This is a genomic window from Leptolyngbya iicbica LK (assembly GCF_004212215.1).
Lineage (GTDB): Bacteria > Cyanobacteriota > Cyanobacteriia > Phormidesmidales > Phormidesmidaceae > Halomicronema > Halomicronema iicbica.
On the sequence record NZ_QVFV01000001.1, the window covers coordinates 626,521 to 651,419 of the forward strand.

A 24,899-nucleotide genomic window follows, 5' to 3' on the forward strand; every position below is an offset into this window, starting at 1 on the left:
AGTAGCTTAGGCTACAGTTCAACCTCAGGGCAACGATTTAAGACGATTGACGGTTGAGTGGGACGGTGTTGCCCGAAGCAATTTTGGCCGGGGTAGGCTTATGACAAACGACGATCAAAGCGCTGATCTGGCAAGGCAGCGATCGCGCCCTTCTCCCCTAGTTGAGCAAGAGCTGGAACAGTTACGTCGCCAGCATCAGCTCATTCTGAATGCCGTGGGCGAAGGGGTCTATGGTCTAGACCTGGACGGCAATGTGACCTTTGTCAATCCGGCGGCGGCGGCCATGATTGATTGGCCGGTGGAAGAGTTGATCGGCAAGTCTATGCACGCAGTGCTGCACCATTCCCATGTCGACGGCAGCCACTATCAGCGCGAAGATTGCCCCATTTACCAAGCCTTTCAGGATGGCAGTACGCGCCGGGTAGCCAATGAAGTGTTTTGGCGCAAAGACGGCACCAGTTTTCCGGTGGAATATATCAGTACGCCGATGCACGACGAAGACGGGCAGTTGGTCGGGGCAGTGGTCACCTTTCGGGACATTACGAAACGCCGCTGGGCCGAAGCCATCTTGCAGCGCACCAATGAAGAATTGGAGCACAAGGTGCAGCAACGGACGGCCAAGCTGCGGGAGGCCAATCAGCAATTGCGAGAACTCAGCGAAATGCGATCGCGCTTCGTCGCCATGGTGTGTCACGAATTTCGCAACCCATTGAATAACATCGCGTTGTCGGTCTCGTCCCTCAATCGCTATGAGACGCAACTTAGCGGGGCCGACAAAGCCGATTATCTGCTGGCCATCAACGACAATGTTGAGCGCATGACCCAAATGATCGATGACATTTTAGTAATCGGCAAAATTGAGGCCAAAGTGCTGGAGGTCTCGCCGCAGCCGCTAGAACTGGTGACCTTTTGTCAGGCATTACTGGCAGAGCGCGAATACCAGCGATCGCCTGCTCCCATCAAGTTTCATTGTCGCAGCCGTCAGCTGATGGCCCATCTTGACGAGCGACTGTTGCGGTCAATCCTCAGTAATTTGCTCTCGAACGCGATGCGCTACACGCCGGACGACAACCCTATCCGCTTGAAGTTAGCGAAGCGCCAAGACATCCTTATTTTGCAAGTCGAAGACGAGGGCATGGGCATCCCGCAGGCAGACAAGCGGTTACTGTTTGAGCCGTTTCATCGTGGGCGCAATGTCAGCAACATTCCAGGTACAGGGCTCGGACTCAGCATCGTTAAGCAGTTTGTCGATTTGCAGCAGGGGACTTTGCAGGTAGTGAGCAAAGTCGGCCAGGGCAGCACGTTCACCGTGCGGCTTCCCCTCCGCCTAACGCCGTCCGTGTCCGTTCCTTAACTCTCTGGATGGCGCATTGAGCCATCGACTCGTGGCCGTCGGCGCTTCTGTGCACGGCAACGCAGGAGGTCGGGAGATGTCCGCCGTTATGGGCCACCGCGTTCTTAGGCGTTGCAGATTCGGTAAAAGTCGCCCTTAGCTTGAGTCTCCTCAATGCTTGCTGTCCATGAGACTCGGCACCAACCGAGGTCAAACTAGATTCAAACTGGGAGAAAGCTTTAGAGTAGAGGCGTGGTTTTTGCCCCCAGCGTTTATGAATTCCCCTCCCAATAACCGTCTGAAGGATTTCACCCAGGGTATTTTGCTGATCGGCGTGTTACTGGTGCTACTGGGAATAGCCGCGATTGTGACCGCGATCCAGGCTCCGGGGTTCATTGGCTTCTTAATGTCGGGATTGTTTTTAGTCGCAGGGGGAGCTCGGCTAGTTTACAGTTGGCAGACGCGCGCGGAACCGGGGTTTCGACTCAAGATCGGCACCGGTTTGCTGTATTTGGTGGCGAGCTACTTATTATTTACAGCGCTCCTGCAGCAATATTTAGCCCTATCAACTCTGTTGGGCATGATTTTGCTGCTGCAGGGGGTGCTGGAGTTTGCCGTGGCCAGACAGTTACCACCAGGAAATACGCGTCGCTGGTTTGTGGCGATGGGGGTAGGGGCAATGTTTTTGGGCGGCCTGTTGGTCAGCAGCTTCAAAATTACGCTGGCTTGGATCTTAGGATTGGTCGCGGCGTTGAGTCTGATTTTGCCGGGGGGCTGGTTAATCTTCATTGCCTCCACGATGCAAACGGCGGATGCCCAGAAGTCGCGATCGCGTTAGTTCCCCCCGCACATCTCTCCTGTTGGGCTGCCGAATTTTACGCGCAGACCGCTTGAGATGTACTGGCGCGCGGTTAGATGTTGACGGTTATTGTCGCTGCTCTCACGCATAACCGGACGGGCCGCGACGAGGAAAAGCGATCGCCCAGAAATAATTCTCCGTGGCATAGATTCTCTGGTTAAATGAGCACATCGGCAGCCTCAGTCTCCGCTTTGACAGTCTTGGCAAGACGTTTCTGACTTGTTCCATGTGACTCGCTCAAAATTGATTGCTGTGGGAGTCGCCCATTCATTCCAAAATTTATCCCCACGATTGATGTTTACACCGGGTCATCCTTTTTGTCTGCGCCTTGCCCTGCTCATGACCGTAGGCATGCCCATGACACTGGCGGCGAGCGCCTTCGCTGAAGTTCGACGGTTAGATGCCGCTCCCAGCAATGCTCTCCCCCCCGCCTTGATGACCACCGCTACCGATTTACAGGCTGCCAGTCCGCCCGCGATCGCCCCACCCGATCCATCGTCCACGCCGCTCAACCCTGCTTCAGCGCCTCCCGCCCCGGTCATCAATGTCGAAACCCTCACCCCAGCAGCGATCGACTATGAAACGGCGGGGAATACCTTGAATGGCACAACAGATCCAGGCATGGCCCCGCCCGCCCGTCTCACTCCCGAGTTTGACGAGGCCGACTTTGAGCCACCCGAGCCGCTGAAACCAGCTGAAATCCCTGATACCGTGCCCTTTGAGGTGGAGGATTACATTCCCGAACCGACCGGTCAATCTTTGGCCGAGGCTTCGCTCGAAGTCGCGACGCCCCCAGATGACTTTATTCAATGGCGAGCCACCGCTTGGGGCGGATTTATGACGAATAACGACCTCGAAGAAAGTCTGACCTTTCAAGGCATTGAAGTCGAAGATTCCAGTATTTTTGGCGCGGGCATTAGTCGCACATTAGCCGGGGGCAACACCGTCAAAATCGAGGGCGAATTGAACCTGCTGAAGCACTCCGGTCGCCAAAACCATTGGGAAGGCACAGCGGCTCTGGCGTTGCGTTGGGAATGGTCGCCGAGCTTGAGCATCGCCCTCATTGAAGGGGTGTCCTATGCGACGCTGCTGCCCGAAATCGAAGATGACAACAACACCGATGAGTCGCAATTTCTCAACTATCTGGCCCTAGAAATTGAATATCTGCACAGTTCGCAATGGGGCCTGGCGGGACGCATCCACCACCGTAGTGGGGCGTATCGGCAGTTTGGCGATGCTGTCGGTGGCAGCAATGCCTACATCTTCGGCCTGCGTCGTCGGTTTTAATTGCCCTCGCAGTCTGTCAGTCCCCGCGCATCGCTGACAGAAACCCAACTGCCAACGAGAGAATTTTGGGGCCAATGCCCGCAAATTCATCGGTCTGGCCTACGCTAGAGAGATGTCTTTTTGCATGGCGTGGCATCTGCATCGCTTGATGGGATGAGGTCTGTGAAAGATAATTATTTCGTGCAAAAAATCACCCGTTTTATTGGCCGTGACTGACACCCAAAGCTACAAAGAAACCGTTCTGTTGCCGAAAACGACGTTTGACATGCGGGCTAACTCCGCCAAGCGGGAACCAGAAATTCAGGCATTTTGGCGCGAGCATCAGTTATATGAAAAGCTGGCTCAGCATAATCCGGGTGAGCCGTTTGTGCTGCATGATGGCCCGCCTTACGCGAACGGTTCGCTGCACATCGGCCATGCATTGAACAAAATCCTGAAAGACATCATCAACAAATATCAAATTCTGCGGGGGCGCAAAGTCCGCTACATCCCTGGTTGGGACTGTCACGGCCTGCCCATCGAGCTAAAGGTGTTGCAGAATATGGACGCGGAAGCACGCGCCAAACTGACCCCCATCAAGCTGCGCTACAAAGCCCGAGCCTTTGCCGAAAAAACCATCAACGAACAGCGTGACAGCTTCAAACGCTATGGCGTTTGGGGTGATTGGGATGCGCCCTACATGACCCTGCAACCGGCCTATGAAGCAGCACAAATCGCCGTCTTTGGTCAGATGTATCTGAAAGGGTACATCTATCGGGGTCTGAAATCGGTGCATTGGAGCCCCACCTCTCAAACCGCCTTGGCCGAAGCAGAGCTGGAATATCCCGAAGGGCATACGTCGCCGAGTATCTATGCAGCCTTTCCGATGGTCAAGGCCTCTGAGGCGGCGGCTCCGACCTTAGCGCCTTACCTGTCCGAACTCGGGGTGGCGATCTGGACGACGACACCATGGACGATTCCCGCCAATATGGCGGTGGCGCTCAATCCTGAATTGACCTACGCAGTGGTGGAGGTGGGGGCTGGTCAGCCCTTCAAATATTTGCTGATCGCGAAGGATTTGCGCGATCGCCTCAGCCAGGTCATGGGTACTGACTTAACGCTGAAGGCCGAGATTAAAGGCGCGGCTTTGGAAGGCAGCACCTATCGCCATCCCTTGCAAGATCATTTGCCCACAGATAAGCGCAGCGAAACGAGTCCGATTGTGATTGGCGGCGATTACGTCACCACTGAATCCGGTACGGGCTTGGTGCATACCGCTCCGGGCCATGGGCAAGACGACTTTATCGTGGGGCAGCGCTATGGCTTGCCCGTGCTGTGTCCGGTGGATGAGCGCGGCACCATGACCGAGGAAGCCGGACCGTTTGCGGGCAAGAATGTGCTCAAAGACGCCAATCCGGCAGTCATCGAAGCTCTAGAGACGGCGGGCTCCCTGCTGAAGCAAGAAGACTACGTTCACAAATATCCCTACGATTGGCGCACCAAAAAGCCCACCATCTTCCGGGCGACAGAGCAGTGGTTTGCCTCCGTAGAAGGCTTTCGTGATGAAGCGCTGCAGGCGATTAAAGATGTCACCTGGATTCCGGCCCAGGGCGAGAACCGGATCACGCCGATGGTGAGCGATCGCGCCGACTGGTGTATCTCCCGCCAGCGGACGTGGGGCGTTCCCATCCCCGTGTTTTACGACGAGGAGACGGGCGAACCCCTGATCAACGAAGAGACACTGACCTACATTCAACAGCTTTTTGCGGAAAAGGGGTCGGATGCCTGGTGGGAGCTACCCGTCGAAGAGTTGCTGCCCGAACCCTATCGCAACAACGGTCGCACCTATGTCAAAGGCATGGACACCATGGACGTGTGGTTTGACTCCGGTTCTTCTTGGGCGGCGGTGGCTCAGCAGCGCGAGGGCCTCAGCTACCCCGTCGATATGTATCTGGAAGGGTCGGATCAGCACCGAGGCTGGTTCCAATCCAGTTTGCTGACCAGTGTGGCGGTAAATGGCCACGCCCCCTATCGGCAAGTGCTGACCCACGGCTTCACGCTCGATGAGCAGGGCCGCAAGATGAGCAAGTCGATCGGTAACGTGATCGATCCGCGCGTGGTGATCGAGGGCGGTAAGAATCAGAAAAAGGAACCGGCTTACGGAGCCGACGTGCTGCGGCTGTGGGTGTCTTCGGTGGATTATTCCTCGGACGTGCCGCTGGGCACCACGATTCTGAAGCAGATGGCCGATGTGTATCGCAAGATTCGCAACACGGCGCGGTTCCTGCTGGGCAATCTGCACGACTTTGATCCCGCGCAAGACGCTGTGGCCTATGACGACATGCCGGAATTAGATCGGTATATGCTGCATCGTGTCACCGAAGTCTTTGACGAAGTGACGGATGCGTTCAACACGTATCAGTTCTTCCGCTTTTTCCAAACGGTGCAGAATTTCTGTGTGGTGGATCTGTCCAACTTTTATCTGGATGCGGCGAAAGATCGGCTGTACATCAGTGACGCTAATTCTCCCCGCCGTCGCAGTTGCCAAACGGTGCTGGCGGTGATCATCGAGAATCTGGCGCGGGCGATCGCTCCCGTCCTCTCCCACATGGCGGAGGATATCTGGCAAAACCTGCCCTATGCCGCCCCCACCCAATCCGTGTTTGAGGCGGGCTGGGTCAAGCTAGAAGAGACCTGGCGGCAACCTGACCTAGCGGGCAAATGGTCCCAACTGCGGGCCGTGCGTCAAGAAGTGAATAAAGTGCTGGAGCAAGCCCGGGCAGAGAAGGCGATCGGCTCTTCATTAGAGGCCAAGGTGCTGCTTTATGTGGCGGATCAACCGCTGCGCGACACTTTGAACGCCATGAATCCATCAGAGGCTGTGGCGGCAGACAGCGTCCATGTGGATGAGCTGCGCTACCTCTTCCTCGTATCTCAGGTCGAGGTGCTCGCGACACCAGACAAGCTCACTCAGGCAAAATACCGCAGCGAGGCCGATCATCTCGGTGTCGGTGTCGTCGATGCCGAGGGTGAGAAGTGCGATCGCTGCTGGAACTACTCCACCAGCGTTGGTCAGTCGAGTGAACACCCGACGATTTGCGATCGCTGTGTCGAAGCGCTATCCGGTACGTTTTAGAGATGTTGCATAAATGTGTTCTAGAAGCTGAAAAACTACAGATGTTAATCTAAATCTGAACAAAATCGTACTTCTCGACTGTTTCGGGGGAGGATACTCTAGATTCCTCCCCGCTCTCCTCTACTACCTTGAACTGTACTAGGACACCAATTTCTTCTGTATCTTTCCTGTCTCCTGTTCCCAAAAAGCTGATTGTTCCTGTAGCCCCAACCGCATTAAACTCAGGATCGCGCATACGATCTGCTAATTTGGAAGCATCAGGAGTTATACTTTCCAACTCACTTTCATCGTATTCATCGGAAATAGCTTTCGTGACTACTTGAACAGCATCGTAAGCTGTCGCAGAACGCCAGCTTATGTTATTCCCGGCCCACAAGTCACAAGCAAGCTGTTCAAAGTTGTCATTATCATTTAAAGAATTACAACCTTTGCGATGCCAAGGAATTGCAATAGTTAATCGACTAGCTGAGGCTTGCTCAGCAATAATCGCGGTTTGTCCGATCTCGGGTTGATATAAAGAATCGCCTCCGAGGAGTTTAATCTCTTCGCCTATCGCTGTAATGATATCTATCGCTTCATCTACAATGTCATTACTACTTGGAATTAATAAAAACGCATTGGCGTCATTTTGGACAGCTGGGTCTACACAATCGTTCTGAGCGTTATAGCCTCTCTTACCCAAATCACATTGGGAAGCAGGGCGTTTGTTGCCAAAGAAACTTTTACTCAGAGATTCGCCGTAAGAATCACCGTAGACATAAGCTACAGAGATATTGCCTATATCTATTCCATACGTTTGGATATGCTCAGCAAGTTGTTTGGCAGCTACTGCATCACTTGTTGCAGTCCTAAAAAAATAGGAAATATCATCTCTTGATAGCTCGATTCCAGTAGCAGTTGGAGAAATTAATATTTTTTTATTGGTATTGTATATATCCAAAACCTCTTTTGTCAGATTAGTTGAGTAGTGGCCAACAGTAGCGATGATTGAACTTTCAGGATTGGCAACTTTCCGAGCCAATTCTTTCGCTACTTCGGCATCATCCTTATCATCAGCTATTCCAACCTCAAGCAAGGCTCCTTTGAGAATCTCAGGAGATTGAAGCAATTCATATTGAGCTTGTGCAATACCTCGAAGAACTTCAGCGGAAAAATCTGGATCTACTGCAATTGGAACGGCTACAACCAATTTCAATACTTGCCTTTCAGCATTTTGGGCCTTAATTTCGGTCAAGACATTATTAAGGTAGATTCTAGCTTCTGGATCATTAGGGTTAGGCGTTATTTGTTCTCCGCTAATCTCAGAATCTGCCGACGCACTTCTATAGTCTCCGAGATATCTCTCGAACTCTTCTTGAGCCAAGTATAATCCATCAAAATTATCGCCTTTGCCCGCGAGATACCGAGAAAAGTTTTCCACCGCAGACTCCTTCAATTCCAGAGCCTGAGCGCTCCCTCCAGCCTTGAGAAAATAGCTGTCTCCAAAACTTAGACTGACTTCAGGTGTCGGCGACAGAGGTTCTACATCGTCTCGGTCAAAATCAGTAGGCTGCTTATAATCCTGCAAAAAATTCAAAGTTAGAATAAACACTATCAAAAAAGTAGCAGAGGCTCCAGAGGCTTTTATGACAGCTTTAGAAAATGGTAACACTCCTTCTATTTTTCCTGAGAATAGATAGCCAGAATAGCCCGCCGCCGCCGCAATAAAAAATGAAATAATGACAGCTGTCAGATTATTTACTTCTTGGGGAGGACTAAAAATGAAGGTGATTAACACCGCCATAATAATACCAGCAAAAACAAGTCCGACAATTTTTTCCCATCGGGTTAGTTCGTTTGAGTTGCTCATAGATACACCAAAAAAAGAAAGAACGAAAAAGGATAGATACTAATAGTCTTTAAAAAGCTCAAAGTCAAAATCAGTCAATCTTTCAGTTGAGAATAGCTATCAAGTTGATTAGTCTTGACTTGCCCATTTGATAAAATGACATTATTAGATACGCTCAAATCACTATCTATGCAGTTGCTTATTAGTCATATAAGCAAATGCATCACATACACATACTGCTTAGTTGAATCCAAAGAGATTTAGCAATATTCCGTATTTTTGCTGACATAAAGGTATCTTATCGGGTAAAGTGCCAAAATCGCTGTAGTGACATTTGCAAAAATTGCACCATTGAAACTGTCAACTAGTTGTTTGATCGCGACATTGCTGCCCTCCCCGGCAACTTCTTGGCAGACAATTCGGCCTTTCTGCAGGCATCTTTCTGGTTATGCGGCAAAATGCCTGCCGTTTAGTCGGTCCAAAACTATCGATGACCCAATATGAAAGCCTGTATCTTCAAAACTCCGGGTGCCCCTGATGTGTTGACCCTGGCCGATTTGCCAGTGCCGACGTTACAACAAGGCACGGATATTTTGGTCAAGCTGAAAGCGGCGGGGGTGAATCCGATTGATACGAAGATTCGGGGGCGGGGCGCGTTTGTCCCCAATGCTGACTTTACGGTGTTGGGCTGTGACGGGGCCGGAGTCGTGGAAGCGGTGGGCGATCGCGTCCGCCAATTTAGCCCCGGTGACGAGGTGTTCTTTTGCAGTGGCGGGTTGGGGGGTGATCGCGGCAACTATGCCGAATATACCGTGGTGTCCGAAGCCGATGCCGTCCTCAAACCCTCTCGACTCAGCTTTACTGAAGCGGCTGCCGCCCCGCTGGTACTCCTCACCGCGTGGGAAGCTCTGTACGATCGCGCCCGCCTCGCGCCCCGCCAGCGGGTACTAATCCACGCCGGGGCAGGCGGCGTCGGCCATGTCGCCATTCAACTGGCGAAACTGCGTGAGGCGCAAGTCGCCACCACCATCAGTTCCGAAGATAAGGCCCGCTTTGTCACACACCTGGGAGCCGACCACTGCATTTACTACAACCGCATGGACTTTGTGCGGGCGGTGATGGCGTGGACGGATAACAAAGGCGTGGATGTGGCCTTCGATACGGTGGGGCAATCGGTTCTGGCCCAAAGCTTTGAAGCGGCGAAATATGGCGGGGATGTGGTAACGCTGCTCGCCCCGGCTGACAGTACAAATTGGAAAGCGGCCCGCGATCGCAACCTGCGGGTCAGTTTTGAACTCATGCTAACGCCCCAACTCCAAAACCTGCCGGAAGCGCGCCATCATCAAGCCCAGATTTTGGCCAGCTGCGCCAAATGGTTAGACGCAGGCAAGTTACATATCCATGTCGACCAGACTTTTCCCCTCAGTCAAGCTGCTGCCGCCCACGAGTGGATTCATCGTGGTGGTGGTATGGGCAAAGTCGTGATCACTATGGACTGAGCCACTGCTGCTCGTTTGGGGCACCGATCCAGGCGTGCAGATCCCCTGACGACACTTCAGTAGCAAGCATTGGACACAACGTTCAGGACTATTTTGCGTTGAGTCATCAGTGGATGGTCTTCACGACCTCACGCCGCTGCTGGATTGGTTCGAGCGATCGCCCAATCAAGCGACAATTGAAGCCGCGTGCACAGGTCGTGAAGGCCAGAGCAATCAGGTTGGTGCAGCTCAATTGCTTGATCACCGTCTGGTTGCTGACAAACCCACTAATCTAGGAGACCCTGAATCCATGGCTGCGCAAAGAATTGACCGACTGATATTTGGTTCTTTGCAGTAGGCTAAGGCGCTAACAGTAAAGCCGCTCCCGCACAACATGTTCTTAGGCAACTACCGTAGAAACTGGCGGAGAAGATTTTCGTTCCAAATCTTGCTTAATGAAATCGCCCAGTCGCAACGCCATGGCCACAATCGTCAGCGTTGGGTTGGCATATCCGCCTGTGGGAAAAGTGGAACTGCCTGCGACAAAGAGGTTATGCAGACCATGAACACAGCAGTTCGCATCAACAACGCCATATCGAGGATTGTCATGCATTCGAGTCGTTCCCATTAAGTGGGCCGAGCCCGTCGGTCGTCCAATCTTCGGGAGTCCGGCCTCATCCAGTTCCACACGAAACGTCCCCAATCCCGAGCGCTTTAGCTCCTCTGCCAAAATGCGCTGAGCCCGTATGACCTGGGCGGCATCGTCACGACTCCAACTCCAGTGCAACTCCAACTTCTGACATCCCAAAGCATCGCGATCGCGGCTCAAAACAATGCGATTATCCGGATCTGGCGACTGCTCCAATAAGTGCATCACCTCAAACTGTCTGAAACGCCTATGGTTATCCGGTACTTCAGACCAACCTCCCCGTCCTAAGTTCGGCAACATAGATTGTTTTTGAGTTTTTGCCAAATAGGCGGCTTTGAGCACATAGTCAAAGCCCCAAGCCACGTTCGTGAGATGAGTCAGTGGTTTTTCTGGGAAGCGACGCAAGAGACTTGAGAATCCCGTTTTCGCCCTGGGATCCATGACCCAGTTGTTGCTTCCAAACATTTGTTGCAAGAGATATTTAAAGGAGCTCACCGCATCTGCCTCGCGCTGACTGGGACGAGGGAACAAAATGGCATTGTTATTGAGCAACTGTTCTCGCTCTTGCACGGCTCGCGACAATCGCAGGAACCCCATTACCGGCACTCCGTTAACCTGACGAAGATCGTAAAGGGCCGTTCGATTCAACAACTGGGGATTGCGAGGGACAAAATAGCCACCAACCGCCTGCGGATGGTCATGGTAATAACGACCCACAACATCATATTGATTGCCTAGCCCCGCCGGGTGTTGTTGATTCGCCGCCAACAGTAGCCGCGCGTTTTGAAAACCACCGCCCGCCAGCACAAAGACCTTAGCGGTGACCCACGCCTCTTTGCCCCCTGGTGCAGCAATTTTGACCGCAGTGGCAGCCTTCCCCGCATCATTCACTCTGATGTCAACAACAGTGGCATAAGTGTAAATATTGACGTTGCGAGCCGATTCGAGCTCTGCTCGATAGTCGGCATAAAAGGTTTTTGCCGGCCCAAATTGGAACATGCCCGTCTCAACGGTCGACGCATCTACCGACAGTCGCGGCGCGTCATTGCCTTCCCAAACGTCAGGCGTGTAAGCAAAGTCGCCTAACTGACAAACTTGTTGAGCCCGTTCGTAGTAAGGCAAGAGATGCGATCGCTCAAATGGCCAGCCGCTGTTGGGTATCCAATCTCGCTTTTCGAAATCAACCTCATCATAGGGAACGTACCGCACCCCAATCTGGTTTTGCTCAGGCCGAATTTTAATCGACCACACATTTGAGTTGCCTCCCAGTTGGCGCTTACAAACTTCCATGGGGGGCATCGCATGTCCTACATTTTTGCCATCAGCCAACATCTGGATGTCTGGGTCAGCGTCTATCCCACCGCTTTCTAGTAGCGCCACTTCCAGGCTGTGACCAATAAACTCACGCGCCAGGCTGATGCCAGCCGGCCCAGCACCAACAATGCAAATATCCGTTTCGATGTGCTCAATTGGCAAAGAGCGAAAATCACTTAGCATTGCAAAACCTCTTGTCTTAAAAAGAAAATTCAACAGCTCCCATCACCACCACGTGCTCTGCGGTAGCGACAACGCATTTTCCTGTTTTGAATAAAAAGTCCAACTAGTAAAGCAAAGAATTTAAATTGAATAGAGATAAAACGAAAGACGTTTCCATCTATTCGAAAGAATTAATAGGACTCAAAATAGTTGCCGTTAAAAAATAAAGTTTAGATCGATTAACACCAAATAATTTAATTTCAAGATGCTACGGTTTTGCCTAAAAAAGCACAATCCTCTATCTGCCTTATCTGACAGAATTCATGGAATCTTTACGTGAATTTCACATGGATAAAATATTTCTTGCCCAAAAAATCAATCAGCTAGGCTGACTGAGTCTTGGCTAAAGAGTTCAGCCAAAGCTGGCGCTCAACCTGAGCGGTGTTATAGATCTCGTTTGACTGGCAAACTTTTTAAGTCTCGCAGTGGGGCCTGCCCTGACAGGCCTTATCAGCTGAGACCTTGCTGCGAAACGTCGCCAACTGGAGCCCTCAGGGGGTGCTTTAGAGCTTTGCTATATGAACTTAGTGATTTGGAACTCTGTTTATGGCTCAGCGGCATCGTCAATCAAGAGGCGACTGGAGCCATGGGCTTACCAGCAACTCTCGCTTCGATGCATGTCTGTGCCGCTATATCGAAGCGAACCCGACTCAGACATACCGTTGTGCCCATGTTGGCGCACGAGCCTATGAAGTCACGGGCAAGATACCAATAAATTCTCACGTTGAAATGCTCCCATCCTGCAGGCTCTGACAGATGGATACATGGGGTGATCAGCTAAGACTGCCCATACCAATATGAACGGTGGGCTTAAGGCTGGGGTCAATTATCGTTTGAGGCCGCACCGTTATTGTCTGGTTGGGACGATTGAGGGGATGGACTTGATTGGCGAGATGTTGTGTTCTTTGACCGAGATTGACGCGTTTTAGAAGCCTGTGCTGAGCGTTGTGCTGGTGCCGCTGTCGCTGCCTTGGTGGACTTGGTCGAGGTTGCTTTTGCTTTTGCTTTAGGCGCTGCTGCACCCGGCACTAACAAAATCTGACGAAGCGCATGTCGATTTTTAGTCGTTAAGTAATAGGCCTGATGAGCTTGCCATTGTTGCCAAGCCCGATGGCGACTGTCTAAAAGTAGTGATTTGAGCGTAGGAAGTTGGGCGGCCCAATCCGATCGCCACTCCGCCAAAAAATCTTCTAACACGAGACTGTCTTGCAATGCCCCCAACACATCTTGCAAGTCGGCGAACCGTTCAAGATCGGCGGTGAGGCGATCGCCATAATGCTCTGACACAAATTTCAGCTGATATCGCACCCGCTTCACCTGCTTACGCAGACTGTGGAGGGTACTGCTGCGATCGCTCATCAACGCATCGACACTTTCAACACTCAGGCGGGTATCTGGCTTAAAGGTGCCGCGAGTGACCTTGGTGCCCAACAACCAACCAGGATGCAGCCATAATTGGCTGACCAGCGGCAGCATCAAATCAGGTAACACCGCATCAATGCTGAGGCGAGCAGTCGCCTTGCAGTCAGGGGCTGCCGTCCATTTGTACAGAGCTGATTTGAGGGTTTTATAGCGCTTGCTCTGCAATTCTTTTTTGACCCGCCGATGGGCTTTTTGCTGACGCTTGGCCAAACGCCGCCGCACCTTGTCTAGCATGGCCCGCTCACCGTCAGGCAAATCCGGCGCAAATTGCGTTTGCAACGTGATCCCAATGACATCGAGATCGCGCTGTTTGCCCAACTTTCGAGCCACTTGAGCAACTTGGGCCTCGCGAGCGCCTTTGGGCAATACCAAACTGGGCGCAAACACCTGCATAGCCGTGCGCAAACGCCGCAATTGTACGCGCATCTGATGCAAATCTTCGGGATCAGTATTGTTCGCCACCGGCTTTTCGTACTTTTCTGCCTTTTGCAAACAGGCAGCCAAAGACTCAGTAGCCAAGACCCCTACAGTCGATTTGATGGCGGTTTTCATGCCCATGCTCCTAAATTCTCCCCTGCTGGTGACGGCCTTTTCCCACCCAGACACCTAGCAGTCAAATGAGAATTCTGTAATTTCAATCTTTTGTCAGCCTAGCTTACCGACACCTGGAGGAATGAAGTTTGAGCTTTTTTCTTTGGGGTTTTGTGGGCCACATCCCAGCCTTGCCGCACTGAGACTGCGAGGGGGCGTCATCAATTCAGTCCAGGCCCCCTTCTACAAACATTACCGGCCCCGATTTTTGAGGGAACTAGGAGCCAAACCCCTGGCATGAAGGGGCACTCATCGCTGATTGATGGTAATCCGTAGGTCGGCTAAAGACTGGTGTTATGACTGGGCTCTTAACTGGCGCTGCTGGGCGAGATAGCGCTTGAGGTCGACATTGGTCACCAAATAGACCGGAATCAGTATGCTGAGGGCCACCAGAATCCAACTACCCACGACCAGAACTGAAGACAATTCCGCGCCTAGAAGCAGTAGGAGCGCGATCAGAGCAAATGCTGATAGTCCCATCAGCACGATCAACAACCATTTAGCCCATTTGCGACCGCGCAGCACAAAGACCATCACCCCGATATTCAAAAGCACGCGACCGATCGCCCACGCATCCCCCGCCAAGGTCACCAGCACAATATCCAATCCACAAAACGCCCCAAACAAGGCGATGAGCAGATTACGGGCGCGGAGGGCAGCAGCATCGACTGAAGTCATGGGCAGGATGGGCAAAGACGCCGGGGACAGCCTGTCTATCTTGCCATTATGGCCGTCCTCGTCGTCAGTTCATGCCACAAATCTCAGCCCTCAAAGGCACCGCTTTGCCGATCGTGATTTTAGTGGGCATAGCGGTGGGCAATGGCCCTAGCCATCCGGCGATCGCGCGTTTAGCGTTACTCCACTTCGACCCACTGCTCCCGGGCCCCGACTTCCACAGCGGCCAAGCTGGGAACAGGCTCGATTTCGCGGTGAAATAGCACCATAGTAGTGGTCTGGTTTTCTTCAAACCCGATGCGCTCGTAAAACGCCTGCTGGTTAGTAGTCATTAAATACACCCGCTCGATCCGGCTCATGAGGGGATGGCTGAGCACGGTTTGCACCACTTTGCGACCTAGGCCAGCTCCCTGGTAGTCGGGGTGAATAACGACATCCCAAATGGTGGCGCGAAACACACCGTCGGATGTGGCCCGTGAGAAGCCGATCATCCGATTATGATCCCACACGGTAACCACAGGATGGCTGTGGGCGATCGCGATCGCCATCTCTTCGGCAGTGCGATCGCTGGCCCAAAACGCAGCGGCTTGAAAGAGTTCAATCAACTGCTGCAATTGAGCAGGATTCAGGGTATCGGTATACCGAAATTGAATGTGACTACAGTCCATAAGTAATAGATGAATGTTAGAAGAACAACACGAGACAAAACCCCAGCAACCAAGGCTCAGGGCAACGGTGAGGGAGTCAAAAGCTTAATTCGCGCGGCTGAGCGCGGGACAGACAAGGGGGCCGAAGCGCAAAAGTCAGTGGTCAAAAAGCCCCCTTTTTAAGCCCCAAAATCAATCGTCATCGTCGCCCGCCAGCCTGACGCTGCGATCGCAACCGGGCCTGAGTGTGGGTCACTCGGTTCACTCCAGTGGCATGCCAGCGCAGCCATAAAAAAGACGGCTGTGTCGCCCGACTCATCCCGTAGAGGACTTCTAAGGTCATAAAGGCATTAAACTCTCGAAAGCTCAAAAAGTTCGATGTGAACATATTTTAAGCACAGAGTTTTCCAAATGGATATGCCGTATGGGCGAAAAAGTCACCGTTTCCTCATCCCTAAATTCAAGTGGTAGGATCGCTAAAGTGTAAATAGAAAGGATTTCGCTGAATTAGGTGCGGCGATCGCCCCTTGTGAAGCGCTGACGTTTTCGTTTTACTAAAGATTCTGTCAACCCATCGTCTCCGGACATATGCTCAAAGCTCTGCTTGGTGATCCAAACGCTCGTAAACTTAAGCGCTACAAGCCCGATGTAGTGGAAATCAACTTGCTGGAAGAAGAAATCCAGCCGTTGTCAGATGAAGATTTGGCCGCCAAGACCGGAGAATTTCGGCAGCGCTTAGAAAAAGGCGAATCTCTCGACGATATCCTCACCGAAGCCTTCGCCGTGGTACGCGAAGCCTCACGACGAGTGCTGGGGATGCGACACTTTGATGTGCAGCTCATTGGCGGCATGGTGCTCCATGAGGGGCAAATTGCCGAGATGAAAACGGGTGAAGGGAAAACTCTAGTAGCGACCCTGCCCAGCTACTTGAATGCACTCACGGGCAAAGGTGCCCACGTCGTCACCGTGAACGATTACCTGGCTCGTCGAGATGCCGAATGGATGGGCCAAGTGCATCGCTTCTTGGGCTTAGAAGTGGGCTTGATTCAGCAAGGCATGAGCCCAACCGAACGCAAGAAAAACTACGGCTGCGACATCACCTACGGCACCAATAGCGAGTTCGGTTTTGACTACCTGCGCGACAACATGGCGACATCCATTGAGGATGTGGTGCAGCGTCCTTTCAACTTCTGCGTCATCGATGAAGTGGATTCCATCCTGATTGACGAAGCGCGGACCCCCTTAATTATTTCAGGTCAGGTCGAGCGACCCAGCGAGAAGTACACCAAGGCCGCCGAAGTGGCGAGTCAACTCAAAGCTGACGATCACTACGAAGTCGATGAAAAAGCCCGCAACGTCCTGTTGACTGACGAAGGCTTTATTTTGGCGGAAGAGCTGTTGGGCGTTCAGGATTTGTTCGATCCCAAAGATCCCTGGGCTCACTACATCTTCAATGCCATTAAGGGTAAGGAACTTTTCGTCAAAGATGTGAACTACATTGTGCGCAACGATGAAGTCGTCATTGTGGACGAGTTTACCGGACGGGTGATGCCCGGTCGGCGCTGGAGTGACGGCCTGCACCAAGCGATCGAAGCTAAAGAGCATGTCGACATTCAACCTGAGACTCAAACCCTCGCCAGCATCACTTATCAGAATTTCTTTTTGCTGTATCCCAAGCTGTCGGGGATGACGGGCACCGCCAAGACCGAAGAAGCGGAATTCGAGAAAATCTACGACCTGGAAGTCACGATCATCGACACCAACCGCCCCTCACGCCGTCAAGATTTGGCGGATGTGGTCTACAAGACGGAGATGGCCAAGTGGAAAGCGCTGGCCGGTGAATGTGCCGAGATGCACGAAACCGGACGTCCGGTGCTGGTCGGGACTACCAGCGTGGAAAAATCGGAGCTCTTGTCAGCGCTACTGGCAGAGCGCGACATTCCCCACAACTTGCTGAACGCAAAACCTGAGAACGTCGAGCGGGAAGCCGAAATCGTCGCTCAGGCAGGGCGCGGTGGGGCGGTGACGATCGCCACTAATATGGCGGGTCGCGGGACTGACATCATCCTTGGCGGTAACGCCGACTATATGGCGCGGCTCAAGGTGCGGGAATATCTGATGCCCCGCATTGTGAAGCCTGAAGACGATGAAGAGCTGATGATTTCCGTGCCAGGAGCGGCCAAAGGGCGCAACAAAGCACAAGGGTTTGGCGATGGCAAAAAGAAAGTCAAAACCTGGAAAGCGTCTCCCGATATCTTCCCCACTGAGTTATCAGCCGAGACCGAAAACTTCTTAAAGGAGACGGTAGATCTCGCGGTCGACACCTATGGCGATCGCAGTCTGCCAGAACTGGAAGCCGAAGATAAGGTCGCGATCGCAGCCGAAAAAGCCCCTACGGATGATCCCGTCTTGCAAAAGCTGCGGGAAGCCTACAATCGGGTGCTGGCCGAATACGAAGCTTACACCGATGCCGAACACGATAAGGTCGTAGAAGCAGGCGGGCTGCACGTTATTGGTACCGAGCGTCATGAGTCACGCCGCGTCGACAACCAGCTACGGGGTCGGGCCGGACGACAGGGCGATCCCGGTTCAACTCGCTTCTTCCTCAGCTTGGAAGATAACCTGCTGCGAATTTTTGGCGGCGATCGCGTTGCGGGCCTGATGAACATGTTCCGCGTAGAGGAAGACATGCCGATCGAGTCCGGCATGTTAACTCGCTCGTTAGAAGGAGCCCAGAAAAAAGTCGAGACCTACTACTACGACATTCGGAAACAGGTCTTTGAATATGACGAGGTGATGAATAATCAGCGCCGGGCCATTTATGCCGAGCGGCGACGAGTGCTTGAGGGTCAAGACCTGAAAGAACTCGTGATTACCTATGCTGTGCGGACAATGGATGACATTGTCAACGCCTACATTAACCCCGAATTGCCGCCAGAAGAGTGGAAGCTGCCAGAGATGGTGGACAAGGTGAAGGAATTTGTTTACCTGCTTTCCGACCTGGAACCCAGTCAGCTCGAAGACCTCTCTTTTGGTGAAATCAAAACCTTCTTGCACGAACAAGTGCGGACGGCCTACGACATCAAAGAAGCCCAGGTCGATCAGGCAAAACCGGGTCTCATGCGGGAAGCCGAGCGCTTCTTCATCCTCCAGCAGATTGATACGCTCTGGCGTGAGCACCTGCAGCAAATGGATGCCCTGCGAGAAACCGTAGGTCTGCGGGGCTATGGCCAAAAAGACCCGCTGATTGAGTACAAGAGCGAAGGCTACGAAGTCTTCCTGGACATGATGACTGGTATTCGACGCAACGTGGTTTACACCATGTTCCAGTTCCAGCCCCAAACGAAGCCCCAGGTGAAGACTTCTCAAGAAGTCGGCTAACCCGGCCTGAGGTTCCCCGCATGAGACTGATATGGGTAATGACCGTAATGATCGGTAGCGTCTTGCTGGGTGGCTGGATGGCGTATGTGACCACACCCCGCCCAGTGCGATCGTTCATCCCAGATGTCACACCTCTCAGCAACTGGCACGCCAGCGCCATTGGGGCCTTGGTAGTCAACCGCGAAGTGTCTCGGTAAATTTGGTGTAGTAGCCAAAGGCGATCGCAACATAAGGCGATGGCGCATTCCGACAGCTGTGCTGATAAGCCCACCACGAGCATGTCGGGTCTATTGCTTGACCAGAATCGAACTAATGAGATTGGAGCAACAAAGTAGAGGAAATTAGCAGCAGCGTTCACCTTATCAGCTTGGCTGAAACCCTTGCCATGTGAGTGCTTGATGATGGCGAGAGTAGTGGCACAGCAAAAAAGCGCAAAAAAAATCCCGCGACCAAAGCCGCAGGATTTTGGAATCAGGGTGCATCTACCATTCCAATAACCGTCGCTAACCAACGTTGCTCCGGAAATTGCGAGAGAGTTCATCAAGGCTTGATAAACTCGTCTCATTTGTGAATTGCCCGTGAAATAGATGCCCTGCCAATGCAGCAGTCAGGGTTGGTCTTTGCCTGAAACTGTTGGCTACTGCGCCAGTTGCCTTAATAGGATCTTGTCCCGGTGGTGGCGCGATCGCAGTCACCTTCGTGATGGAATATCGCCATTACGATGTTGCGAACCGTGCTGATGGCATCTGGGGGCACAGATTTTTGCGTAATTCCGTTCTATTTCTTAGCGTAGAAGTACCGCAATAGATAGCTCTGCGGCGGACTACTCGCTTATTTGGCATGATCGCCACCTATAGCCAAGTCCCACCACCCAACACAAAGCCCTTAGTGCCATCACCGACGAAGGCCTGAACTCTCTGCACAATGCAACGGAACTAATCTACACCGCTATGATCATCGATCCCCATTACCCCAACATCGTGCTGACTTGCCCCTACCGAGAGTTCACCATTGAGTTGGAACAATCAGTTTGGCAAGATGTGACGACTTATGCGGCTTGGGTCAACTATGACACTGGCTCGGCGGTAGCGGTGCCTAAAGCGTGGACTCGGGCCGAGGCCATCAAGCGCGCTAAGCAGTGGATTGATCGCAATTTTTATGGTGCGAATACTCGGCCCTCTTCATAGAGGGACAAGCCGTGGCATCTCGCCCAAATCCTGGCGGCGCTGACAGAGTGGTGGAAGGCCACACTTAAAACTCCGCAGTCGCTACCAGGATTCTCAGCCGTTGGTTTAATGGCTGTGGTGATGATGCTCGTGACCGTGGCTATGGCCGTGATGGTGATCATGCTCATGGGCATGGCTGTGAGGCTGCGACTGGGCGTAGGCGATCGCCAATGTGGGATTCACCGCCAAAGCATCTTCTTCCAACAAGTCCCGAATCTGATCGTCAGCCCAATCAGCCACCATCTTCAAGAATGTCGGATGATCATTAACGCAGGGCATTTGCACAAAGCTGACATCTGAGTGCTTTTTACGGACGTTTTCAATGATGTGCTCGACATCTAGCAGCGTCTCATGGTTTTCGGTCGCAAAGCCAATGGGCATCATGACGATCGCCTTAGCACCCAAATCGATGAGGTTTTGCGTCGCGAGCTTAGCGTTGGGCTGCGTCCACTTAATCATGGGGGTTTGATGATTTAGCCAACCGACTGAAATCAGCGGATAGCGATGAATTAGGCGTTCTCGCACCCGCTCATACAGCATTTGACTTTCATCGATGCCAGAGGTGAACCCTTTCGCCTCAAAGGGACAGCCGTGGTTCATCAAAACGATGCCGATTTGAGAGGGGAGATAGGCTTTAGCAAGTTCCGCTGCGATTTTTTCTTCCACCATCTGCACCATCAGATCCAGATAGGCTGGTTGGTCAAAGAAGGAGGGAATGTAGCGCACGCCTTTGACCCAATGCTCTTCACCATCGCTCAGCTCGGCTAAGGCGTTATTGACCTGCTCGACAGCGATGCCGCTGGTGAAGATAGAATCCACCACCAACAACGGGTAGATGAGCAGTTTGCTGAAACCTTCCGCTTTGATTTGCTCCAATACTTGACCGGGCAAGTGCGGCTTGCAAAAGTTGAACGCTTTGAAGACTTTGACGCGATCGCCCCAGCGGTGTTGTAGTTCGTGTTCTACCCCCGCGCGCTGCTTCTCAAAAATGGCATTGTGAGGCGAGATAAATTTATCGTGCTGATGACTCCACTCATGTAGGTCAAAGACAGCCAGTAGCTTGGCCATGGGGGGATACACCCAGGTGGGCACAGGAGCGAACTTCGCGGTCAGCAGATTCAATGCCTGTTCGTTGTAGTTCGCGAAGTCTTCGTAACTTTCCACCTCGCCATAGCCCATCAGCAGGACGGCTACCCGGTCTGGACTAGCGGACGAGTCTGCCTCAGACGCCTGAAGATTGTCATGAATGTTTTGAGTAGTCGTGACCAAAACGTTTCCTCGATGATGCTTAACGATGTCTGCGGAGATTCTAACGATTGAATCACTAGCAGATGCATTCTTTGAAGTTATAAGTTAACATCCCCCTTAGGGGGATAACCTAAGGCCTGAAAACACCTTCTACAAAGGACTTGCACCCCTGAACCAATACAATAAAGTTAATTTCCAAACCAATAATTTACGCTTGTTTTAATGATCGCGGTCATCGCTAAGAAACTGACCCAACACATAGATTTTCAACAAAAAGATTTGCCCATATTTGTGAGATCCGGGCTGCATGCACGATTCGACTTATTTCAATACGATCGCTCTCAAGATTCCGGCGATCGTTTCGGGGCCATCTGAGTTTCTGGCACTCCCCTCCAAACGTCTTGCCACCGCGATCGATGCCCTTTTACTCAATCCCCGTTCAGCTGGCGGCGGCATTACCTTGGGTATTTTCCTGGTATCGGTGCCCGTTTTTTTTGAAGCCCCCCTGGTGAGAACTGCTCCGTGGCTATGTGTGGCACTAACAGCAGTGTGGGTTTGGCTCGGCGAGCAATGTCGCCAGCGGCCTCGCACTATCTTTGTAGGCGAACTCTGTATTGGATTAAGTTGGAGTTGGCTGGCTGGAGCCATTTACTGGGGCTGGTTTCGATGGGAACCGCTATGGCATTTACCGATCGAATCGATTGGCTTGCCGATCGCTCTCTGGGGGCTCTACCGAGGGCGGCATCAGGTCGGACATTGGTTTTACCTCGGCTCGCTGCTTGGCACTGCCGTCACCGATCTGTATTTTTACCGTCTGCACCTCATGCCTTATTGGCGGGCCATGATGGTTGCGCCCCCGACCGACGGCATGGCCATCGTGCAAGCCGCCTTTGCCCAGATTAAAACCCTAGAAGGGATTGTATTCGCGGTCATCTGTGCGGCTTTTCTGCTGCTGTTAGCCTGGGTCAGCGGCCGATCGCGTCAGCGACCATACTGGGTGTTTAGCGGCACTTTGGTCGGTACATTACTGGTCGACAGTCTGTTTGTGGTGTTAGCCAGCTTGCCATAGAAGACGTCGCTCACCGATGGCAAACTCGGGCCGCTGGCTGTCGTGGCAGGTGTTTGGTGATACGGTGATAGAGCGGGCAGCACCGCTTTGATAACCGCTATTTATGCTCGGCATAGAATATTTCTCTACAGAAAACGCAATAGTTATTAACAAATAGTTACAATGAAGAGGTGAGTTCACCTCCTATACAAGGCGAGATGACATCAATTGTGTTTGGTAATTTGCCAGTGCCCGGTCAGAGCGGCGATCGCGTCGTGAGTAAAGCTGTCACCGCAGCAATCTCGGCGTTGTTCCGGCAGGCCGAGAAATTGGAAGCGATCGTGCGGGCGGAGCCAGTAGCGAAGCTTTTTCAAGGTAGCGTGGACGGTTTTGACTTCATTGGTAAGGGGCTGCTGATGTACAGCGGTCTGCGAGTCGAGTCGATGGAATTCTATGTCCAGTCGGTCGCGATCGACTTTGGCGCAATCTTCAAGGGCCAAGTTAAGTTGAAGCAGGCCACTCAAGCCAATATGCGCATTGAGTTGACCGAAGAAGACCTCAACGCCTCTTTCAACACCCCATTCCTCGTTGAGAAAATGCAGCAGCTCACCTTCAACGGTGAGTCCTTGACCTTTGAAACCGTGGAGCTCAAGGTAGAAGACGACGGGTCGCTCCAGCTGGATAGTCGCGTCCGCGTGGGCTACGCCGCAGAGCGAGAGAAGATCAGCCTAAAGACCCGACTAGAGGTCGAAAACCGTCGTCGCATCCAGTTCACTGATGTCAGCTATGGTGATGAGTCAACCAATTTAGACCTTTGTCAGGCTTTGGTTGAGCATCTCAACAATATGCTGGATTTGGATAAATTTGCGCTGGATGGGATGCAGCTGCGAGTTGATCAACTGCGGTTGCGGAACCAGAAATTGACGTTGTATGGCATGGCCAATATTACGAACTTTCCTCGCCGCACAGCCACACAAGCAGCGGCCTAGATGGGGATCCCTTAGCTTGGGAGTGGCGTTGTCTACATTTGCTAAGTTGTCGAGGCTGAGCTCATTAACTTAGGCGTTTTGGTCAGCGCCTTTCCAGTAAGATAATGAAATGCCTTCGCGTGGTGGGTGAGTGAAATCATGCGAGAAGCTATTGATGACATTTGGGGTCGTAGCCGCAATTAGGATGGATTCGAATTCAACGCTCAACCAACTCAAAGCTGCGCTCCCCCCGGGGCAGATGCCCTCTAGCTACCGCGTTTACTTTAAGAGCACACTGATTGCACTGTGTCATGCTCTAGAAGATCACATTCTCAAGAGCACAGCTCAGCATCCCGCCCAAGAGCCTTTGGTACTGGTGACCTTCCAAGAAGGGAAATGGTACATGCAGGAGGCCGATCGCTATCTGAGCATTGCTCAAAATTCAGCGGCGGTCGCGATCGCTGCCTGTGCCGATAGTGGTTTTGAGCAGCATCCCACCGGGCAACTAGATAACGTATCGCTGATTGAGTTGTCCCGCGATGACAGCTTGGCCAATGAATGGAATCTCATCATTGTGGCTCCCGGTTATACCGCCATGGTGCTCTGCCACGAATTGTCACCCGAAGAGTATCAGGCCGATACCCAGCCCCGTAACGATGTTGAACGCAAGTTTTATGGATTGTGGACCTTTGACCGAGCAGCAGTTGAGGCCACTGCCACAATTTTGATTGAGCGGATGCGTCCCTATAATGCCGCGCTAGCTGATCGCTTGACGGCCTTGCAGCAGCAGATGAGCACCTCCCCCGACTCCATCCCAATTGATTTAACGAGCGTGGTATCGCGCATTGTGAACTATCTGCAAGATAGTCAAGAGCATCTCATTACTGCCAGTCGTCAAGCGCAGGAACTTTGGGAGCTGGAAGGTCACGCATTGCGGGTTAATCGCAACATGACCGCCAACAAGCTGCAAGCCTTTTTGCGTATGGCTCAGCGCGTCGATGAGCGGGATCAAGATAATCCTCTCGCGTCTTTACAAGTAGCCGCCCTGGCGGAAACCCTTGGGCAAATATTAGATTTGCCGACCATTCGCCTGCGTCGACTACGCCTAGCCGGATTGCTATTTCGCATTGGGCTGGCCGAAGCGCCCTTAGAAGTGTTTAAACAGCCCGCCAGTCAGCTCCGCGAGTCAGAATTGGTTACATGGAATAATCGGGCGTATTTGGGTGGGCAGTTACTCGGAGCGATGGCTGAGCTAGAGCCAGTACGCCTGATCGTCAGCCATCAGCTGGAGAACTGGGATGGCAGCGGTCGTCCCGATGGCCTGCGCGGTGAAGCAATCCCGTTGGAGTCGCGTATTTTGCAGCTGGTTGCTCACTTTCAAGAACTGACTCAGGCGCGGGGAGATCGCCCCGCTTTGTCACTGAGCGATGCCCTCAACAAATGTCTTCAACATAGCGGGACACGATTTGACCCCACGCTGCTAGAGCATTTGTCAACCATTGTGCGATTGACCGAAATCGGTATGATGCAACTGCCTGAACGGCCCAGCCAACTTCCCAAAGTGTGGCTAGAAGAATCCCTATCTCCTGTCAATTAACCTTTAAGTGC

18 protein-coding genes are annotated in these 24,899 nt (G+C 52.5%); 11 read left to right on the top strand and 7 right to left on the bottom strand.

Annotated features, from left to right (window positions below):
- Window positions 1–100 precede the first annotated feature (100 nt).
- The 4 genes from DYY88_RS02670 to ileS all read left to right on the top strand — a co-directional run bounded on the left by DYY88_RS02670 (window position 101) and on the right by ileS (window position 6,594).
- Window positions 101–1,354, top strand: a complete 1,254-nt coding sequence (locus DYY88_RS02670; protein ID WP_044150892.1) for a PAS domain-containing sensor histidine kinase — start codon at window positions 101–103, stop codon at window positions 1,352–1,354.
- Window positions 1,355–1,607: 253 nt separating this feature from the next.
- Window positions 1,608–2,171 (top strand): HdeD family acid-resistance protein, encoded by a 564-nt coding sequence (locus DYY88_RS02675; RefSeq protein WP_160299496.1) that lies wholly within the window; start codon window positions 1,608–1,610, stop codon window positions 2,169–2,171.
- Between the two features lie 378 nt (window positions 2,172–2,549).
- Entirely contained in the window at window positions 2,550–3,479 is a 930-nt protein-coding gene (locus DYY88_RS02680; protein ID WP_152624648.1) for a hypothetical protein, read from the top strand.
- Between the two features lie 208 nt (window positions 3,480–3,687).
- On the top strand, window positions 3,688–6,594 hold the full coding sequence (gene ileS, locus DYY88_RS02685; RefSeq protein ID WP_039729251.1) for an isoleucine--tRNA ligase: 2,907 nt from the start codon (window positions 3,688–3,690) through the stop codon (window positions 6,592–6,594).
- A gap of 49 nt (window positions 6,595–6,643) precedes the next feature.
- Here the strand turns inward: ileS and DYY88_RS02690 are convergent, their stop codons facing one another.
- Window positions 6,644–8,443: an ABC transporter substrate-binding protein gene (locus DYY88_RS02690; RefSeq protein WP_084606945.1), complete on the bottom strand. Its 1,800-nt coding sequence runs from the start codon at window positions 8,441–8,443 to the stop codon at window positions 6,644–6,646.
- A gap of 479 nt (window positions 8,444–8,922) precedes the next feature.
- On the opposite strand from DYY88_RS02690, the gene DYY88_RS02695 reads away from it, so the two are divergent.
- Entirely contained in the window at window positions 8,923–9,921 is a 999-nt protein-coding gene (locus DYY88_RS02695) for a zinc-dependent alcohol dehydrogenase family protein (RefSeq protein ID WP_039725304.1), read from the top strand.
- 379 nt (window positions 9,922–10,300) lie between these two features.
- On the opposite strand, the gene DYY88_RS02705 is transcribed toward DYY88_RS02695, so the two are convergent.
- From DYY88_RS02705 to DYY88_RS23935, 5 genes are all read right to left on the bottom strand, one after another.
- Window positions 10,301–12,046 (bottom strand): GMC oxidoreductase, encoded by a 1,746-nt coding sequence (locus DYY88_RS02705; protein WP_039725305.1) that lies wholly within the window; start codon window positions 12,044–12,046, stop codon window positions 10,301–10,303.
- 861 nt (window positions 12,047–12,907) lie between these two features.
- Entirely contained in the window at window positions 12,908–14,059 is a 1,152-nt protein-coding gene (locus DYY88_RS02710; RefSeq protein ID WP_160299497.1) for a CHAD domain-containing protein, read from the bottom strand.
- Between the two features lie 333 nt (window positions 14,060–14,392).
- Window positions 14,393–14,776, bottom strand: a complete 384-nt coding sequence (locus DYY88_RS02715) for a hypothetical protein (protein ID WP_039729253.1) — start codon at window positions 14,774–14,776, stop codon at window positions 14,393–14,395.
- 176 nt (window positions 14,777–14,952) lie between these two features.
- Window positions 14,953–15,441, bottom strand: a complete 489-nt coding sequence (locus DYY88_RS02720; RefSeq protein WP_039725306.1) for a GNAT family N-acetyltransferase — start codon at window positions 15,439–15,441, stop codon at window positions 14,953–14,955.
- A gap of 178 nt (window positions 15,442–15,619) precedes the next feature.
- Window positions 15,620–15,763 (bottom strand): hypothetical protein, encoded by a 144-nt coding sequence (locus tag DYY88_RS23935; protein WP_163685899.1) that lies wholly within the window; start codon window positions 15,761–15,763, stop codon window positions 15,620–15,622.
- A 245-nt stretch (window positions 15,764–16,008) separates the two neighbouring features.
- On the opposite strand from DYY88_RS23935, the gene secA reads away from it, so the two are divergent.
- From secA to DYY88_RS02730, 3 genes are all read left to right on the top strand, one after another.
- The gene (secA, locus tag DYY88_RS02725; RefSeq protein ID WP_039725308.1) at window positions 16,009–18,801 is read left to right on the top strand and encodes a preprotein translocase subunit SecA; all 2,793 of its coding nucleotides are present in this window, start codon (window positions 16,009–16,011) and stop codon (window positions 18,799–18,801) included.
- A gap of 38 nt (window positions 18,802–18,839) precedes the next feature.
- On the top strand, window positions 18,840–18,998 hold the full coding sequence (locus DYY88_RS23940) for a hypothetical protein (RefSeq protein WP_163685901.1): 159 nt from the start codon (window positions 18,840–18,842) through the stop codon (window positions 18,996–18,998).
- Window positions 18,999–19,751: 753 nt separating this feature from the next.
- Complete coding sequence (locus DYY88_RS02730; RefSeq protein WP_039725309.1) at window positions 19,752–19,988, top strand: hypothetical protein; 237 nt, start codon at window positions 19,752–19,754, stop codon at window positions 19,986–19,988.
- Between the two features lie 105 nt (window positions 19,989–20,093).
- Here DYY88_RS02730 and DYY88_RS02735 read toward each other — a convergent pair whose 3' ends face one another.
- Window positions 20,094–21,296 (bottom strand): ferrochelatase, encoded by a 1,203-nt coding sequence (locus DYY88_RS02735; RefSeq protein WP_039725310.1) that lies wholly within the window; start codon window positions 21,294–21,296, stop codon window positions 20,094–20,096.
- Between the two features lie 286 nt (window positions 21,297–21,582).
- On the opposite strand from DYY88_RS02735, the gene DYY88_RS02740 reads away from it, so the two are divergent.
- The 3 genes from DYY88_RS02740 (at window position 21,583) to DYY88_RS02750 (ending at window position 24,888) form a co-directional block, all read left to right on the top strand.
- Window positions 21,583–22,344, top strand: coding sequence for a DUF3120 domain-containing protein (locus DYY88_RS02740; protein ID WP_084606946.1), 762 nt, complete (start codon window positions 21,583–21,585; stop codon window positions 22,342–22,344).
- A gap of 197 nt (window positions 22,345–22,541) precedes the next feature.
- Window positions 22,542–23,312: an LmeA family phospholipid-binding protein gene (locus DYY88_RS02745; RefSeq protein WP_039725311.1), complete on the top strand. Its 771-nt coding sequence runs from the start codon at window positions 22,542–22,544 to the stop codon at window positions 23,310–23,312.
- A 184-nt stretch (window positions 23,313–23,496) separates the two neighbouring features.
- Window positions 23,497–24,888 carry an HD domain-containing phosphohydrolase gene (locus DYY88_RS02750; RefSeq protein WP_039725312.1) on the top strand — a complete coding sequence of 464 codons (1,392 nt, stop codon included), beginning with the start codon at window positions 23,497–23,499 and terminating at the stop codon, window positions 24,886–24,888.
- Window positions 24,889–24,899 lie beyond the last annotated feature (11 nt).

What these genes read in the sequence shown, in the direction of transcription:
- DYY88_RS02690 (WP_084606945.1), bottom strand. Translation starts at nt 8,443, where the DNA reads ATGAGCAACTCAAACGAACTAACCCGATGGGAAAAAATTGTCGGACTT.
- secA (WP_039725308.1), top strand. Translation starts at nt 16,009, where the DNA reads ATGCTCAAAGCTCTGCTTGGTGATCCAAACGCTCGTAAACTTAAGCGC.
- DYY88_RS23940 (WP_163685901.1), top strand. Translation starts at nt 18,840, where the DNA reads ATGACCGTAATGATCGGTAGCGTCTTGCTGGGTGGCTGGATGGCGTAT.
- DYY88_RS02680 (WP_152624648.1), top strand. Translation starts at nt 2,550, where the DNA reads ATGACACTGGCGGCGAGCGCCTTCGCTGAAGTTCGACGGTTAGATGCC.
- DYY88_RS02745 (WP_039725311.1), top strand. Translation starts at nt 22,542, where the DNA reads ATGACATCAATTGTGTTTGGTAATTTGCCAGTGCCCGGTCAGAGCGGC.
- DYY88_RS02695 (WP_039725304.1), top strand. Translation starts at nt 8,923, where the DNA reads ATGAAAGCCTGTATCTTCAAAACTCCGGGTGCCCCTGATGTGTTGACC.
- DYY88_RS02740 (WP_084606946.1), top strand. Translation starts at nt 21,583, where the DNA reads ATGCACGATTCGACTTATTTCAATACGATCGCTCTCAAGATTCCGGCG.
- DYY88_RS02720 (WP_039725306.1), bottom strand. Translation starts at nt 15,441, where the DNA reads ATGGACTGTAGTCACATTCAATTTCGGTATACCGATACCCTGAATCCT.
- DYY88_RS02710 (WP_160299497.1), bottom strand. Translation starts at nt 14,059, where the DNA reads ATGAAAACCGCCATCAAATCGACTGTAGGGGTCTTGGCTACTGAGTCT.
- DYY88_RS02705 (WP_039725305.1), bottom strand. Translation starts at nt 12,046, where the DNA reads ATGCTAAGTGATTTTCGCTCTTTGCCAATTGAGCACATCGAAACGGAT.
- DYY88_RS02675 (WP_160299496.1), top strand. Translation starts at nt 1,608, where the DNA reads ATGAATTCCCCTCCCAATAACCGTCTGAAGGATTTCACCCAGGGTATT.
- DYY88_RS02730 (WP_039725309.1), top strand. Translation starts at nt 19,752, where the DNA reads ATGATCATCGATCCCCATTACCCCAACATCGTGCTGACTTGCCCCTAC.
- DYY88_RS23935 (WP_163685899.1), bottom strand. Translation starts at nt 15,763, where the DNA reads ATGACCTTAGAAGTCCTCTACGGGATGAGTCGGGCGACACAGCCGTCT.
- DYY88_RS02750 (WP_039725312.1), top strand. Translation starts at nt 23,497, where the DNA reads ATGGATTCGAATTCAACGCTCAACCAACTCAAAGCTGCGCTCCCCCCG.
- DYY88_RS02715 (WP_039729253.1), bottom strand. Translation starts at nt 14,776, where the DNA reads ATGACTTCAGTCGATGCTGCTGCCCTCCGCGCCCGTAATCTGCTCATC.
- DYY88_RS02670 (WP_044150892.1), top strand. Translation starts at nt 101, where the DNA reads ATGACAAACGACGATCAAAGCGCTGATCTGGCAAGGCAGCGATCGCGC.